The sequence below is a fragment of the Streptomyces sp. MMBL 11-1 genome (assembly GCF_028622875.1).
Classification (GTDB): Bacteria; Actinomycetota; Actinomycetes; order Streptomycetales; family Streptomycetaceae; genus Streptomyces.
In genome coordinates this window covers 2,182,927-2,198,056 of record NZ_CP117709.1, presented here as the reverse complement: position 1 = coordinate 2,198,056, position 15,130 = coordinate 2,182,927, and the positions used below count along the sequence as shown (strand labels likewise).

Annotated in this window: 16 protein-coding genes; 11 read left to right on the top strand and 5 right to left on the bottom strand. The window is 70.9% G+C overall.

Annotated features, from left to right (window positions below; translation table 11 throughout):
• The first annotated feature begins 302 nt into the window (after positions 1-302).
• The 7 genes from PSQ21_RS09490 (at position 303) to era (ending at position 6,342) form a co-directional block, all read left to right on the top strand.
• Positions 303-1,463, top strand: coding sequence for a carbohydrate kinase family protein (locus PSQ21_RS09490; protein ID WP_274029999.1), 1,161 nt, complete (start codon positions 303-305; stop codon positions 1,461-1,463).
• Positions 1,464-1,604: 141 nt separating this feature from the next.
• Positions 1,605-2,666 carry a PhoH family protein gene (locus tag PSQ21_RS09485; RefSeq protein ID WP_274029998.1) on the top strand — a complete coding sequence of 354 codons (1,062 nt, stop codon included), beginning with the start codon at positions 1,605-1,607 and terminating at the stop codon, positions 2,664-2,666.
• A 12-nt stretch (positions 2,667-2,678) separates the two neighbouring features.
• Entirely contained in the window at positions 2,679-3,176 is a 498-nt protein-coding gene (ybeY, locus tag PSQ21_RS09480; RefSeq protein WP_003969265.1) for an rRNA maturation RNase YbeY, read from the top strand.
• A complete protein-coding gene (locus tag PSQ21_RS09475) occupies positions 3,173-4,471 on the top strand; it encodes a hemolysin family protein (RefSeq protein WP_097869009.1) in 1,299 nt (432 codons plus the stop codon). The genes ybeY and PSQ21_RS09475 overlap by 4 nt, the downstream gene beginning before the upstream one ends.
• Positions 4,468-4,821, top strand: coding sequence for an MmcQ/YjbR family DNA-binding protein (locus PSQ21_RS09470; protein WP_274029997.1), 354 nt, complete (start codon positions 4,468-4,470; stop codon positions 4,819-4,821). Before PSQ21_RS09475 ends, PSQ21_RS09470 begins: the two co-directional genes overlap by 4 nt.
• A gap of 84 nt (positions 4,822-4,905) precedes the next feature.
• Positions 4,906-5,259, top strand: a complete 354-nt coding sequence (locus tag PSQ21_RS09465; RefSeq protein ID WP_274029996.1) for a cytidine deaminase — start codon at positions 4,906-4,908, stop codon at positions 5,257-5,259.
• Between the two features lie 108 nt (positions 5,260-5,367).
• Positions 5,368-6,342 (top strand): GTPase Era, encoded by a 975-nt coding sequence (era, locus tag PSQ21_RS09460; protein ID WP_176739489.1) that lies wholly within the window; start codon positions 5,368-5,370, stop codon positions 6,340-6,342.
• A gap of 215 nt (positions 6,343-6,557) precedes the next feature.
• On the opposite strand, the gene PSQ21_RS09455 is transcribed toward era, so the two are convergent.
• The gene (locus tag PSQ21_RS09455) at positions 6,558-6,824 is read right to left on the bottom strand and encodes a protealysin inhibitor emfourin (protein WP_274029994.1); all 267 of its coding nucleotides are present in this window, start codon (positions 6,822-6,824) and stop codon (positions 6,558-6,560) included.
• 58 nt (positions 6,825-6,882) lie between these two features.
• Positions 6,883-7,956, bottom strand: a complete 1,074-nt coding sequence (locus PSQ21_RS09450) for a M4 family metallopeptidase (RefSeq protein WP_274029992.1) — start codon at positions 7,954-7,956, stop codon at positions 6,883-6,885.
• Between the two features lie 289 nt (positions 7,957-8,245).
• On the opposite strand from PSQ21_RS09450, the gene leuA reads away from it, so the two are divergent.
• From leuA to PSQ21_RS09430, 4 genes are all read left to right on the top strand, one after another.
• Positions 8,246-10,051, top strand: a complete 1,806-nt coding sequence (gene leuA / locus PSQ21_RS09445; protein ID WP_274029991.1) for a 2-isopropylmalate synthase — start codon at positions 8,246-8,248, stop codon at positions 10,049-10,051.
• Positions 10,052-10,275: 224 nt separating this feature from the next.
• Positions 10,276-10,980, top strand: a complete 705-nt coding sequence (locus tag PSQ21_RS09440; RefSeq protein WP_274029990.1) for a TerB family tellurite resistance protein — start codon at positions 10,276-10,278, stop codon at positions 10,978-10,980.
• A gap of 58 nt (positions 10,981-11,038) precedes the next feature.
• Positions 11,039-11,785, top strand: coding sequence for a DNA repair protein RecO (recO, locus tag PSQ21_RS09435; RefSeq protein ID WP_030577480.1), 747 nt, complete (start codon positions 11,039-11,041; stop codon positions 11,783-11,785).
• Between the two features lie 101 nt (positions 11,786-11,886).
• Positions 11,887-12,750 (top strand): isoprenyl transferase, encoded by an 864-nt coding sequence (locus PSQ21_RS09430; protein WP_274029989.1) that lies wholly within the window; start codon positions 11,887-11,889, stop codon positions 12,748-12,750.
• A 79-nt stretch (positions 12,751-12,829) separates the two neighbouring features.
• Here the strand turns inward: PSQ21_RS09430 and PSQ21_RS09425 are convergent, their stop codons facing one another.
• The 3 genes from PSQ21_RS09425 to PSQ21_RS09415 all read right to left on the bottom strand — a co-directional run bounded on the left by PSQ21_RS09425 (position 12,830) and on the right by PSQ21_RS09415 (position 15,077).
• The gene (locus PSQ21_RS09425) at positions 12,830-13,264 is read right to left on the bottom strand and encodes a Fur family transcriptional regulator (RefSeq protein ID WP_097868997.1); all 435 of its coding nucleotides are present in this window, start codon (positions 13,262-13,264) and stop codon (positions 12,830-12,832) included.
• Between the two features lie 89 nt (positions 13,265-13,353).
• The gene (locus PSQ21_RS09420; RefSeq protein ID WP_274029988.1) at positions 13,354-14,253 is read right to left on the bottom strand and encodes a metal ABC transporter permease; all 900 of its coding nucleotides are present in this window, start codon (positions 14,251-14,253) and stop codon (positions 13,354-13,356) included.
• The gene (locus tag PSQ21_RS09415; RefSeq protein ID WP_274035688.1) at positions 14,253-15,077 is read right to left on the bottom strand and encodes a metal ABC transporter ATP-binding protein; all 825 of its coding nucleotides are present in this window, start codon (positions 15,075-15,077) and stop codon (positions 14,253-14,255) included. The genes PSQ21_RS09420 and PSQ21_RS09415 overlap by 1 nt, the downstream gene beginning before the upstream one ends.
• Positions 15,078-15,130: the final 53 nt, after the last annotated feature.

Sequence of the window (15,130 nt, the reverse complement as noted above, 5' to 3'; positions counted from 1 at the left end):
CTGAAGATGTGCGGCTCTCGTCGGAGAAGGCCCCGAAGGTGCTCGCGGGGCAATTTGTATCAAGCGCTTCCGACTCCCCGAAAGCCGCCGCGCTGTGATCCGGGTCACTTATGTGTTTATGCAGCAAAACCCCGGGTATTAGCGCATGTTTATGCAGGTCAGGCGTCCTGCGAACATATGGCCGCTGACACTGCGTTCCCTCGTCGGAGCGCTGCGTTCCCTCGGGCGCATCGGGCAGACTGGCCGCACCTCACACGGTCCGGATCCCGCCGAGATCCGCCGCACGACCCCGGGAGCGCACGGTGAGCACAGACACTCCGGGTATCGACCCGCTACAGGCGCTGCGCGCCCCCCGGGACCCCGCCTGCGACGTCTTCCTGACGGGCCCGGTCTTCCTGGACATCATCTTCACCGGGCTGGACAGCGCCCCCGTGCGCGGGACCGAGTCCTGGGCGCGTGGCATGGGCTCCAGCCCCGGCGGCGTCGCCAACATGGCCACCGCCCTCGCCCGCCTCGGCCTCCACACCTCGCTCGCCGCCGCCTTCGGCGACGACCATTACGGGGAGTACTGCTGGGACGCCCTCGAACAGGGCGAGGGAATCGACCTGTCGATGTCGCACACCGTCCCCGGCTGGCACTCCCCGGTCACCGTCTCCATGGCGTACGAGGGCGAGCGCACGATGGTCTCGCACGGCCACGAGGCACCCGCCCCCACCGGAGCCGCCATCACCGGAACTCCCAAGTCCACCGGAGCCGCCCCGGCCGCCGGAACCCCCGCCCCCGTCCCCGCCCCGGCCTTCCCGCACTGCCCGCCGCGCGCCCGCGCCGCCATCGCCTCGCTCGCCCCGGGCCGGGGCGAGCCCTGGGTGGCCGCCGCCGCCCGGAACGGCGCGCTGATCTTCGCCGACGTCGGCTGGGACGAGACCGGCCGCTGGGACCTGGACGCCCTGCCCGACCTGGCGCACTGCGAGGCGTTCCTGCCCAACGCCGAGGAGGCGATGCGCTACACCCGCACCGACTGCCCGCGCGCCGCCGCCCACGCGCTCGCCGAACGCGTCCCGCTCGCCGTGGTCACCCTGGGCGCCGAGGGCGCGTACGCCGTCGACGGCCGCACCGGCGTCGCCGCGGCCGTGCCCGCCATCGAGGTGGAGGCGCTCGACCCCACCGGCGCCGGAGACGTCTTCGTCGCCGGCTTCGTCACCGGCACCCTCGCCGACTGGCCGCTCGCCGACCGGCTCGCCTTCGCCGGCCTCACCGCCGCCCTCTCGGTCCAGGAGTTCGGCGGCTCGCTCTCCGCCCCCGGCTGGGCCGAGGTCGCCGCCTGGTGGCAGCTGATCCGTACCTGCGCGGACCAGGACCCCGCCGCCCTGGAGCGCTACGCCTTCCTGGACGACCTGCTGCCCACCACGGCCCGCGCCTGGCCGCTGCGGCGCGCGGTTCCCACGATCGGCTTCCGCCAGTGAGCGGGGGCGGGCCGGGTCGCACACACGACCGGTAAAACCTCTCGGTGTTGTCACCGGCAGGTCGTAGGCTTGGTAATCCGGAGGTTGTCGAGCAGCGAGAACCCTGCAACGGGAGGTATGCGCAGGCCCGAGGGCCGGCCCATGACTCACACACCCACACAGCCGCAGGCGCGTGCCCAGATCAGGATCCCGGCCGCACACCCCATGGTGATGCTCCTGGGATCGGGTGACTCGCTGTTGCGCGTGATCGAAGAGGCCTTCCCGGCGGCCGACATCCACGTCCGGGGCAACGAGATCAGTGCCACGGGCGAGGCCGCCGACGTCGCTCTCATCCAACGCCTGTTCAACGAGATGATGCTCGTGCTCCGCACCGGAGCGCCGATGACGGAGGACGCAGTGGAACGGTCGATCGCCATGCTCAAGGCGGCCGGCGGAGGGGCGGAGCCCGGGGCCGAGACGCCCGCCGAGGTGCTCACGCAGAACATCCTCTCCAACCGCGGCCGCACCATCCGCCCCAAGACGCTCAACCAGAAGCGGTACGTCGACGCGATCGACCAGCACACGATCGTCTTCGGCATCGGCCCCGCCGGTACGGGCAAGACCTACCTCGCCATGGCCAAGGCCGTCCAGGCACTCCAGTCCAAGCAGGTCAGCCGGATCATCCTGACCCGGCCCGCGGTCGAGGCGGGGGAGCGGCTCGGTTTCCTCCCGGGCACCCTGTTCGACAAGATCGACCCGTATCTGCGCCCGCTCTACGACGCCCTGCACGACATGCTCGACCCCGACTCGATCCCGCGGCTGATGGCGGCGGGCACGATCGAGGTCGCGCCGCTGGCGTACATGCGTGGACGTACCTTGAATGACGCGTTCATCATCCTCGACGAGGCGCAGAACACCAGCGCCGAGCAGATGAAGATGTTCCTCACCCGCCTCGGCTTCGACTCGAAGATCGTCATCACCGGTGACGTCACCCAGGTCGACCTGCCGAGCGGCACCAAGAGCGGGCTGCGGCAGGTCCAGGACATCCTGGAGGGCCTGGACGACGTGCACTTCTCCCGGCTCACCTCCCAGGATGTCGTCCGGCACAAGCTCGTCGGCCGTATCGTCGACGCGTACGAGAAGTACGACAGCCGAAACGGTCAGCAGGACGGTCAGGCGGAAGGCCGCGAAGACGGCCGACGCGACCGCCGTAAAGGGAAGTAGTCGCAGCGCACCATGTCGATCGACGTCAACAACGAGTCCGGAACCGAGGTCGACGAGCAGGCGATCCTCGACATCGCCCGCTACGCACTGGCCCGGATGCGGATCCACCCGCTGTCCGAGCTCTCGGTGATCGTCGTGGACACCGACGCCATGGAGCAGCTGCACATCCAGTGGATGGACCTCCCCGGCCCGACCGATGTCATGTCCTTCCCGATGGACGAGCTGCGTCCGCCGGCCAAGGACGACGAGGAGCCCCCGCAGGGGCTCCTCGGTGACATCGTGCTCTGCCCGGAGGTCGCGAAGAAGCAGGGCGAAGAGGCCCCGACGCAGCACTCCATGGACGAGGAGCTCCAGCTCCTGACCGTCCACGGCGTGCTGCACCTGCTGGGGTACGACCACGAGGAGCCGGACGAGAAGGCCGAGATGTTCGGTCTCCAGGCCGCCATCGTGGACGGCTGGCGCGGGGAGCACGGGCTCACCGGCGCGTCCCCCGCCCCCACCGTCTCGTGAGCGCGCCCCTGATCATCGGCGCCGTGCTGCTGGTCGTGGTCGGCTGGCTGGCCGCCTGCGCGGAGGCCGGTATCGCCCGCACCTCCAGCTTCCGGGCGGACGAGGCGGTCCGGTCCGGCCGGCGCGGCAGCGCGAAGCTGGCGCAGATCGCCGCCGACCCGACCCGCTATCTCAACGTCGCCCTGCTGGTGCGGGTCGCCTGCGAGATGTCGGCCGGGGTGCTCGTCACCTACGTCTGCCTCCAGGAACTGCCCGAGACCTGGGAGGCGCTGGCCGTCGCGATGGGCGTGATGGTGCTCGTCAGCTACGTCGCCATCGGCGTCTCCCCGCGCACCATCGGCCGCCAGCACCCGCTGAACACGGCCACGGCCTCCGCGTACGTCCTGCTGCCGCTGGCCAGGATCATGGGGCCGATCCCGCAGCTGCTGATCCTCGTCGGCAACGCGCTGACCCCGGGCAAGGGATTCCGCAAGGGCCCGTTCGCCAGCGAGGCCGAGCTGCGCGCCATGGTCGACCTCGCCGAGGCGGAGTCGCTCATCGAGGACGACGAGCGCCGCATGGTGCACTCCGTCTTCGAGCTGGGCGACACCCTGGTCCGCGAGGTCATGGTGCCGCGCACCGACCTCGTCTCCATCGAGCGCTACAAGACGATCCGCCAGGCCCTCACCCTCGCCCTGCGCTCCGGCTTCTCCCGGATCCCCGTCACCGGCGAGAACGAGGACGACGTCGTCGGGATCGTCTACCTCAAGGACCTCGTCCGCAAGACGCACATCAACCGCGAGTCCGAGGCCGACCCCGTCTCCACCGCGATGCGCCCCGCCGCCTTCGTCCCCGACACCAAGAACGCCGGGGACCTGCTGCGCGAGATGCAGCAGGACCGCAGCCATGTCGCGGTCGTCATCGACGAGTACGGCGGCACCGCGGGCATCGTCACCATCGAGGACATCCTGGAGGAGATCGTCGGCGAGATCACCGACGAGTACGACCGGGAGCTGCCGCCCGTCCAGGAGCTGGAGGACGGCTGCTACCGGGTCACCGCCCGGCTCGACATCGGTGACCTCGGTGACCTCTTCGGCCTCGACGAGTACGACGACGAGGACGTGGAAACCGTCGGCGGCCTGCTCGCCAAGGCGCTCGGCCGGGTCCCGATCGCCGGCGCGTCCGCGGCCGTCGAGCTGCCCGACGGCCGCAAGCTCCGGCTCACCGCGGAATCCCCCGCCGGCCGCCGGAACAAGATCGTCACGGTGCTCGTGGAGCCGGAGCACAAGGAACCCGAGGAGAAGGAAGCGGAATGACGCCGGAGCGGCTGCGGGCCTTCTGCCTGGAGTTCAACGCGAGCGTGGAGGAGTTCCCGTTCGGCCCGGAGACCTCCGTCTTCAAGGTGCTCGGGAAGATGTTCGCCCTCACCGCGCTGGACGGGCGGCCGCTCACCATCAACCTCAAGTGCGATCCGGACGAGGCGATCCGGCTGCGCGGGACGCACCCCGCGATCGTGCCCGGCTGGCACATGAGCAAGCGCCACTGGAACACGGTCACCGTCTCCGGTGTCCCCGACCGGCTCCTGCGCGAGTTGGTCGAGGACTCCTACGACCTGGTGGTCGCCGGACTCCCGAAGGCGGAACGGCTGCGCCTGGACCGCCCGTAGAGGACGCGCCCTTCCGGGGCGGCCGGACCCTCCCGGCGCCGGGGCGGCCTGTGCGGGGCTCCGTGCGCTTCGTATGCTCGTTCCATGACCGACACCACGGAGCTCGACGCCGAGGACCGCAAGATCGTCACCCTGGCGCGCAGCGCCCGTGCCCGCAACGGCGTGCCCGAGGGCGCGGCCGTACGCGACGAGACGGGACGTACGTATGTCGCGGGCACGGTGGCGCTGGAGTCGCTGAAGCTCAGCGCCCTGCAGACCGCCGTCGCCATGGCGGTGGCCAGCGGCGCCACCTCGCTGGAGGCGGCCGCGGTCGTCTCCGCCGCCGAGTCACCCTCCGACGACGACCGGGCCGCGGTGCGGGACCTCGGCGGACGGGACACCCCGGTGCTGCTGGCGGGTCCCGACGGCACGCTGCGGGTCCGCGTCACGGCGGGCTGAGCGGCCGGGCGACGGCGGGCCCGCCCGGGCCGTACGCGTACGGCGTCGGCGGGTCCGTGACCGTCCCGCCCGGGCCACTGTGCTCCGACGCCGCCGGGATCGGGGAGAATGGTCGCCATGAGCGCTCGACCGAACCAAGAATCCGCTGCCGCGCAAGCGGAGACCACCTCCCCCCACCGGGCCGGCTTCGCCTGCTTCGTGGGCCGCCCCAACGCGGGCAAGTCCACCCTCACGAACGCGCTCGTCGGTCAGAAGGTGGCGATCACCTCCAACCGCCCCCAGACCACCCGGCACACGGTGCGCGGCATCGTGCACCGTGACGACGCGCAGTTGATCCTGGTCGACACCCCCGGCCTCCACAAGCCGCGCACGCTCCTGGGCGAGCGGCTCAACGACGTCGTGCGGACCACCTGGGCCGAGGTCGACGTCATCGGCTTCTGCCTGCCCGCCGACCAGAAGCTCGGCCCCGGCGACAAGTACATCGTCAAGGAGCTCGCGGGGATCAAGAAGACCCCCAAGATCGCCATCATCACCAAGACCGACCTGGTCGAGTCGAAGGCGCTGGCCGAACAGCTCCTCGCTGTCTCCGCGCTGGCCGACGAGCTCGGTTTCGAGTGGGCCGAGATCATCCCGGTCTCGGCGGTCAAGGACCAGCAGGTCGGCCTGCTCGCCGACCTGATCGCCCCGCTGCTCCCCGTGAGCCCGCCGCTCTACCCGGAGGGCGACCTCACCGACGAGCCGGAGATGGTCATGGTCGCGGAGCTGATCCGCGAGGCGGCGCTGGAGGGCGTACGCGACGAGCTGCCGCACTCCATCGCGGTCGTCGTCGAGGAGATGCTGCCGCGCACGGACCGCCCGGCGGACAAGCCGCTGCTGGACATCCACGCCAACGTCTACATCGAGCGCCCCAGCCAGAAGGGCATCATCATCGGCCCGAAGGGCCAGCGGCTGAAGGACGTCGGCACCAAGTCCCGCAAGCACATCGAGGCACTCCTCGGCACGCCGGTCTTCCTGGACCTGCATGTGAAGGTCGCCAAGGACTGGCAGCGCGATCCCAAGCAGCTGCGGAAGCTGGGGTTCTAGGGCGGGACTTTCGAAACCCGCCCTAAGGGCTGTCCCGTAATTCCCGGCGGGCGCGCGACGACAGCTATGGCACCTCGCCGCGTTGTCGGAACGTCCACATATATCCAGTATGCGGACGTCCCTCCGCCTTGCGATGCACCGCATCTGACGCCGCGCGCTTATCCACCGGGAATTACGGGACAGCCCTTAGCGTTCGTACGGCACGGGTGCCGATCTCACGCGCCCTCCTTGAGGACGCGTGAGATCAGCGTGCGCTGCGCCCCGGTCAGATCGGGGTCAGCGCAGTACACGGTGCGGTCCCCGACGGTGATCTCGTACCGGAAGCCGTCCGGTACCCCCGTCGGCGGGGTGTCCCGCGCGGAGTCGAGCGCCTCCTCGGCGAGCGCGTGCCATTCCGCGGCGTCCGCCCTTCCCCCGGTGTCGACCTCATGGCGGCGGGCGATGCCGGCGAAGCCGCCGGTCCGGCTGACCTGAATACGCATGGGGTCCTGTCTATCGGGGGCCGTACGAGCGCTCAACCCCGCCTCTTCGGGGTGCGGGTCACTTGGTCGGAACTCCCACCTCCGACCAGGCCTTGAGGACCGCCTCCCGCTCGTCCGCCGCGCCGAAGCGGGCGCCCGCCGCCGCGACCGTCAGCCGGGCGAACTCCGCGAAGTCCGCGCCGGCCGTCAGCTCGCCGCCGGTCAGCACGTCGAACCAGATCTGCCCGGCACGCTCCCAGGAGTTGCCGCCCAGCGCGGTGGCCAGGAGGTGGAACGCGCGGTTGGGGATGCCGGAGTTGAGGTGGACCCCGCCGTTGTCCTCCTCCGTCTCGATGTAGTCCGCCATGGAGCCCGGCTGCGGGTCCTTGCCGAGGACGTCGTCGTCGTACGCCGTGCCCGGGGCCTTCATCGAGCGCAGCGCGTCCCCGCTGACCCGGGGAGCGAGCAGCCCGGCCCCGATCAGCCAGTCGGCCTGCTCCGCGCTCTGGCCCAGCGAGAACTGCTTCACCAGCGAGCCGAAGACGTCGGACACCGACTCGTTGAGCGCGCCCGACTGGCCCTCGTAGCGCAGGTTGGCGGTGTGCTGCGTCAGACCGTGGGCCAGCTCGTGGGCGATCACGTCGACCGCGACGGTGAAGTCGAGGAAGATCTCGCCGTCACCGTCCCCGAAGACCATCTGCTCGCCGTCGAAGAACGCGTTGTTGTACTCCTCGCCGTAGTGCACGGAGCCGATCAGCGGCAGCCCCTTGCCGTCGATCGAGCTGCGCCCGTACGCCGAGAGCAGCAGTTCGAAGGTGGCGCCGAGGCCGGCGTACGCGCGGTTGACGCTGGCGTCCGAGGTGGGCTTGTCGCCCTCGGCGCGGACCTGGTGGCCGGGCAGGGCGGTGCTGTTCCGGCAGTCGTACAGGGTGCGGTGGGGCTTGGTGGGGACCGCGCCCACGCCGGGGGCGGTCGGGACGGCGGCGAGGGCCGTCGTCCGGCGGCGGTCGCGGCGGAGGCCGTCGGCCACCAGGGTGCGGCGGGCCGGATCCGCGAGCCTGGCGTCGGCGGACCGGGACAGGTGATCGAGTACGTGGGGCGGAACGATGGTGCAGAAGACGGGGTGGAGATCGCCGTCGGTTCGAAGGTGCATGAAACGACTGTGGCATTCCGTCACTGCCCTGTCACTGGTTGCGACGACGATTGACGAAATGGAGTGATGAGTCACCGTTTACCCGCCACCGGGGCCCGATCCCGCATACTGATACGGACCGACACCACGGGCCACACTCGGTTACGCTCGTCGCATCATGCGTTTCGGGCTGCTTCTCCTTAGCCGCCGCGGCGAGGGCCTGTAGTCGTAGGCCGACCCCCTCCCCGCGGAGTCTGGTGCTGCAGCGACACAGTCGGCCGACCCCCGCTGGACCGAGGAGCCCTACGCCATGACCACCGTGAATCCCGCCGGTAAGCCCGTGATTCCCGCCCGTGATTCCGTCGGCCGTCCCACCCCGATCACCAACGCGACGCAGCTCCAGAAGCCGTCCGGGATGCCGGTCCACAAGTACCGCGGCTACGAGGCCGTGGACATCGCCGACCGCACCTGGCCCGACAGCCGGATCACCGTCGCGCCCCGCTGGCTCTCCACCGATCTGCGCGACGGCAACCAGGCCCTGATCGACCCGATGTCCCCGGCGCGCAAGCGCGAGATGTTCGACCTGCTGGTCGCGATGGGCTTCAAGGAGATCGAGGTCGGCTTCCCGTCCTCCGGCGAGACCGACTTCAACTTCGTCCGCTCCATCATCGAAGAGGGCGCGATCCCCGAGGACGTGACGATCTCCGTCCTGACGCAGGCCCGCGAGGAGCTGATCGAGCGCACCGTGGAGTCGCTGGTCGGCGCGCACCGGGCCACCGTCCACCTGTACAACGCCACCGCCCCCACCTTCCGCCGCGTCGTCTTCCGCGGTTCGCGCGAGGAGGTCAAGCAGATCGCGGTGGACGGCACCCGGCTGGTCATGGAGTACGCCGAGAAGATCCTGGGCCCGGAGACGGTCTTCGGCTACCAGTACAGCCCGGAGATCTTCACCGACACCGAGCTGGACTTCGCCCTGGAGGTCTGCGAGGCCGTCTGCGACGTCTGGCAGCCGGAGGAGGGCCGCGAGATCATCCTCAACCTGCCCGCCACCGTGGAGCGTTCGACGCCCTCCACCCACGCGGACCGCTTCGAGTGGATGTCCCGCAACCTGACCCGACGCGAGTTCGTCTGTCTGTCGGTCCACCCGCACAACGACCGGGGCACCGCCGTCGCCGCCGCCGAGCTGGCCATCATGGCCGGTGCCGACCGCATCGAGGGCTGCCTGTTCGGCCAGGGCGAGCGCACCGGCAACGTCGACCTGGTCACCCTGGGCATGAACCTCTTCTCCCAGGGCGTCGACCCGCAGATCGACTTCTCGCAGATCGACGAGATCCGCCGCACCAGCGAATACTGCAACCAGATGGAGATCCACCCGCGCCACCCCTATGCGGGCGATCTGGTCTACACCGCCTTCTCCGGCTCCCACCAGGACGCCATCAAGAAGGGCTTCGACGCCATGGAGCGTGACGCCGCCGCCCAGGGGAAGACGGTCGACGACATCGAGTGGGCCGTGCCCTACCTGCCGATCGACCCGAAGGACGTCGGCCGCTCCTACGAGGCCGTCATCCGGGTCAACTCGCAGTCCGGCAAGGGCGGTATCGCCTACGTCCTGAAGAACGACCACAAGCTGGACCTGCCGCGCCGGATGCAGATCGAGTTCTCCCGGATCATTCAGGCCAAGACCGACGCCGAGGGCGGCGAGGTCACCCCGGCCCAGATCTGGACCACCTTCCAGGACGAGTACCTGCCGAACGCGGAGAACACCGAGGCGCGATGGGGCCGCGTCCAGCTCCGCTCCGGCCAGACCACCACCGACACCGACGGCCGGGACACCCTGACCGTCGAGGCCACCGTCGACGGTACGGACACCGTGCTGAGCGGCACGGGCAACGGCCCGATCTCCGCGTTCTTCGAAGCGCTCCAGGCCATCGGCATCGACGCCCGGCTGCTCGACTACACCGAGCACACGATGAGCGAGGGCGCCAGCGCCCAGGCGGCCTCGTACATCGAGTGCGCGATCGACGGCAAGGTCCTGTGGGGCATCGGCATCGACGCCAACACCACCCGCGCCTCGCTCAAGGCGGTCGTCTCCGCCGTCAACCGCGCGGCCCGCTGACCCGTCCGGCCCCTCCCGGGCCCTCACGTCCCCCTCCTCGTACGGACGTCCGGTTCGCCCCCGTACGACGGCAATGACGGACCCCGACCGCCCGCTCCGGGTGGTCGGGGTTCGGCCATATCCGGGGGTTGTGACGTCCCAGAGGCTGACGCCGCGTCTCACGTGTGGCTAACATCACGTCCAACACACGGCAAGGTTGCCGGAGCGTTACGGAGGTGTGCGACGTGCGGTCAGCCAAAGGACAACGCGCTCTGAGGCCGGTCCTCTGCGGTGTTCGCACCATCTGGGACGCCGTCGGCGACGGCGCCTTCTTCTGCCCCGGCTGCGGGGGAGACCGCAACTACCGCCGGCTCACCGGCCGCCGCCGCCTCACCTTCCTCGGCGTCCCGCTGGTCGGCAGGGGCGAGACCGAGCCCGTCGTCGAGTGCGCCGCCTGCCTCACCCACTACGCCCCCGAGGCGCTGGACCACCCCACCACGACCCGGTTCTCCGCGATGCTCCGCGAGGCCGTCCACACCGTCACCCTGGCCGTCCTCGCCGCCGGGGGCACCACCTCCCGCACCGTCCTGGAGGCCGCCGTCGCCACCGTGCGCGACGCCGGGCTCGACGACTGCACCCAGGAGCAGCTGTTCACCGTCGCCGAGGTGCTGGCCGCCGACACCGGGCAGGGCTCCGGTTCCGACCCGGCCGCCGAGGCCTGTGGCCCGACCCTCGCCATCGAGCTGCACGAGGTGCTGGCGCCGCTCGCCCCGCACCTGGCCGCCGCCGGCCGCGAGTCCGTCCTCCTCCAGGGGGCCAGGATCGCGCTGGCCGACGGGCCCTACCGCGCCGCCGAGCGCCAGGTCCTGACCACGGTCGGCAGCGCCCTCCAGCTCCCCGCCGAGGACACCGCCCGCCTGCTGGCGGCCGCCGCCCGTACGCCGTCGTAGAGCCCCCCTTCGCCGCCGGCCCGCCACGGGCCGACCCCCGGTGGGCGACAATGGGTCCATGAGCTTGTTCCGGGACGACGGCATCGTGCTGCGTACGCAGAAACTGGGCGAGGCCGACCGGATCATCACGATCCTGACCCGGGGCCACGGCCGGGTGCGGGCCGTCGCCCGCGGGGTGCGCCGCACCAAATCCAAGTTCGGCGCCCGCCTGGAGCCCTTCTCCCACGTCGACGTGCAGTTCTTCGCACGCGGCAGCGAGCTGGTCGGCCGCGGGCTGCCGCTCTGCACCCAGAGCGAGACGATCGCCCCCTACGGCGGCGGGATCGTCGCCGACTACGCCCGCTACACGGCGGGCACCGCGATGCTGGAGACCGCCGAGCGGTTCACCGACCACGAGGGCGAACCGGCCGTCCAGCAGTATCTGCTGCTCGTCGGCGGCCTGCGCACCCTCGCCCGGGGCGAGCACGCCCCCCACCTGATCCTGGACGCGTTCCTGCTGCGTTCGCTCGCGGTCAACGGGTACGCGCCCAGCTTCGAGGACTGCGCCAAGTGCGGAATGCCGGGTCCGAACCGGTTCTTCTCCGTCGCGGCGGGGGGCGTCATATGCGGTGACTGCCGGGTGCCCGGCAGCGTCGTACCCTCGGCACAGGCCCTGGGCCTGCTGAGCGCGCTGCTCAGCGGCGACTGGGCGACGGCGGACGCGTGCGAGGCGCGTCATGTCAGGGAGGGGAGCGGGCTGGTGTCCGCCTATCTGCACTGGCATCTGGAGCGGGGGCTGCGCTCGCTGCGGTACGTGGAGAAGTGACGCGGTACGTCGTGAAGTGACGCGGTACGTGGAGAAGAGACGCGGTACGTCGGCAGACGACGCGGCGCGTGGAGAAGTGACACAGGGAGACTGAGAAGCTCATGGCAGTACGCGGGATCCTCGGCGGCCGTAACCGGCGCACGTACAAGACCCCCGAGCCGCACCCCACCGGCGCGACGCCTCCGAAGATCCCCGGCGAGCTGGTCCCCCAGCACGTCGCCGTCGTGATGGACGGCAACGGCCGCTGGGCCAAGGAGCGGGGTCTGCCCCGCACCGAGGGCCACAAGGTCGGTGAGGGCGTCGTCATGGACGTTCTCAAGGGCTGTATCGAGATGGGCGTCAAGAACCTCTCGCTCTACGCCTTCTCCACGGAGAACTGGAAGCGCTCGCCGGACGAGGTGAAGTTCCTGATGAACTTCAACCGCGACGTGATCCGCCGCCGCCGCGACGAGATGGACGAGCTCGGCATCCGCATCCGCTGGGTGGGCCGGATGCCCAAGCTGTGGAAGTCCGTCGTCCAGGAGCTCCAGGTCGCCCAGGAGCAGACCAAGGACAACGACAGGATGACGCTGTACTTCTGCGTCAACTACGGCGGCCGAGCCGAGATCGCGGACGCCGCGCAGCGCATCGCCCAGGACGTGGCGGCCGGGAAGCTGGACCCGTCCAAGGTCAACGAGAAGACCTTCGCGAAGTACACGTACTACCCGGACATGCCGGACGTGGACCTCTTCGTGCGCCCCAGCGGCGAGCAGCGCACCTCGAACTACCTGATCTGGCAGAGCGCGTACGCGGAGATGGTCTTCCAGGACGTTCTCTGGCCGGATTTCGACCGTCGGGACCTGTGGCGGGCCTGCCTGGAGTACGCCCAGCGGGACCGCCGCTTCGGCGGGGCGGAGGCGGTGGAGGCCGCGAAGGTGGCACAGGCGGCGAAGACGGCGGAGGCCGCGCAGGCCGCCAAGAAATGACGTGAAGTGATGTGAAAGCGGCGTGAAAGCGGCGGGCCCGGGACGTTGTACGTGTCCCGGGCCCGCCGTTTCCCGCTCGTTACGCCTTGCTCGCGGCGCACTCCGCGCACGTGCCGAAGACCTCGACGGTGTGCGCGACGTTCACATAGCCGTGCTGGGCGGCGATCATCTCGGCCCACTGCTCCACGGCCGGTCCCTCGACCTCCACCGCTTTGCCGCAGAGCCGGCACACCAGATGGTGGTGATGATCACCGGTCGAGCACCGCCGGTAGACGGCCTCGCCGTCGCTGGTGCGCAGGACGTCGACCTCACCCGCGTCGGCGAGGGACTGCAGGGTCCGGTAGACCGTGGTCAGGCCCACGGAGTCGCCGCGGTGCTTGAGGACGTCGTGCAGCTCCTGGGCGCTGCGGAACTCGTCGACCTCGTCGAGCGCCGCCGCCACCGCCGTCCGCTGCCGGGTGGACCGGCCGCGTACCGGCGCTGCGTTCGTGCCACTGATCGGCGCCGTGGCCACAGCTGCCTCCTCGTGTCGCCCGTACATGTGTCGGGCCATTGTGCCAGCCCGGCCGGCCGCCGCCGGCGAACACGTAGGGTGCGACGCCGTCACACGCGTACGTCGTCCCGGTCCCGGCGGGCGCCCGGTACCTCCAGGGTGCACTCGGCCCCCTTCGCCTCGCTCGCCCGTGCCCGGCGTCTCGCGAGCGGGGCGGCGAGCAGGGTCAGCGCGACGAACACCGCGATGGCCAGCAGCACGATGGTCGCGCCGGGCGGAACGTCCTGGTAGTACGAGGTCACGGTGCCGGTGAGGGTCACGGCGGTGCCGATCACCACGGCCAGCACGAAGGTGACCTTGAAGGACTTGGTGATCTGCTGAGCGGCCGCCACCGGCACCACCATCAGCGCGCTGACCAGCAGCAGGCCGACGACCCGCATCGCGACGGTCACGGTCACGGCGGCGGTCACCGCGATCAGCAGGTTCAGCACCCGCACCGGCAGCCCGGACACCCGGGCGAACTCCTCGTCCTGGCTGACGGCGAACAACTGCCGCCGCAGCCCCACCGTGGCCAGCACCACGAAGGCGGCCAGCGCGCAGATCGCGATGACGTCCGACTCGGAGACGGTGGCGAGCGAGCCGAAGAGGTACGAGGTCAGGTTGGCGTTGGAGCCCGTGTCGGACAGGTTGATCAGCATGACGCCGCCCGCCATGCCGCCGTAGAACAGCATCGCCAGGGCGAGGTCGCCGCGGGTGTGTCCGTACCAGCGGATCAGCTCCATCACGACCGCGCCGGCCACCGCGACGGCCGTGGCCATCCAGACCGGGCTGGTGGAGAGCAGGAAGCCGAGGCCGACTCCGGTCATCGCGATGTGCCCGATGCCGTCGCCCATCAGGGCCTGCCGCCGCTGCACCAGGTAGATGCCGATGGCGGGCGCGGTGATGCCGACCAGCACGGCCGCGATGAGCGCCCGCTGCATGAAGGGAGGGTTCAGGAATTCCAGCATCATCAGGTCAGCAGTCCCGTCCGTACGGGCTCGGCGGCCGCGTGGGGGTGTACGTGGTCGTGGCCGGGCAGGGCGTGCTGGCCGAGCGCCTCGGGCGGCGGCCCGTCGTGCGTCACGCAGCCGTCGCGCAGGACGACGGCCCGGTCGATCAGGGGCTCCAGCGGGCCCAGCTCGTGCAGCACCAGCAGCACGGAGGTGCCGAGCGCCACCTGCTCGCGCAGGGTCGAGGCGAGGATCTCCTGGCTGGCCAGGTCGACCCCGGCCATCGGCTCGTCCATGATCAGCAGCTCCGGCTCGGCGGCCAGGGCGCGGGCGATCAGCACCCGCTGGTGCTGGCCGCCCGACAGGGCGCTCACGGAGTCCTTCGCACGGTCGGCCAGGCCCACCAGCTCGATGGCGCGCTGCACGGCCGCCCGGTCCGCCTTCCCGGGCCACCGCAGCCCCGTACGGGACAGCCGGCCGGAGGCGACGACCTCGCGGATCGTGGCGGGCACGCCGCCCGCGGCCGTGGTGCGCTGTGGGACGTAGCCGATCCGGCCCCACCGGCGGAAGCGGCGCAGCTCGGTGCCGAACAGCTCGACGGTGCCGCCGGTCAGCGGGACCTGCCCGATGGCGGACCGTACGGCGGTGGACTTGCCGGAACCGTTGGCGCCGAGCAGTGCGACGACCTCGCCGCGGTGCACGGTCAGGTCCACCCCGCGCAGCACGGGGCGGGCGCCGAGGGTGGCCGTGGCGCCGCGCAGGGCGATCACGGGCGCATGGCCGGTGGCCTCGGGCTCGCGGGCGACGGCCGCGGGCTCGCGGGTGGTGCTCTCACGCTCCGGCATGAGCGCCTCCGATCCGGGGGTGGTGCGGGTCCGCGGGGTGACGCGGGTCCGCG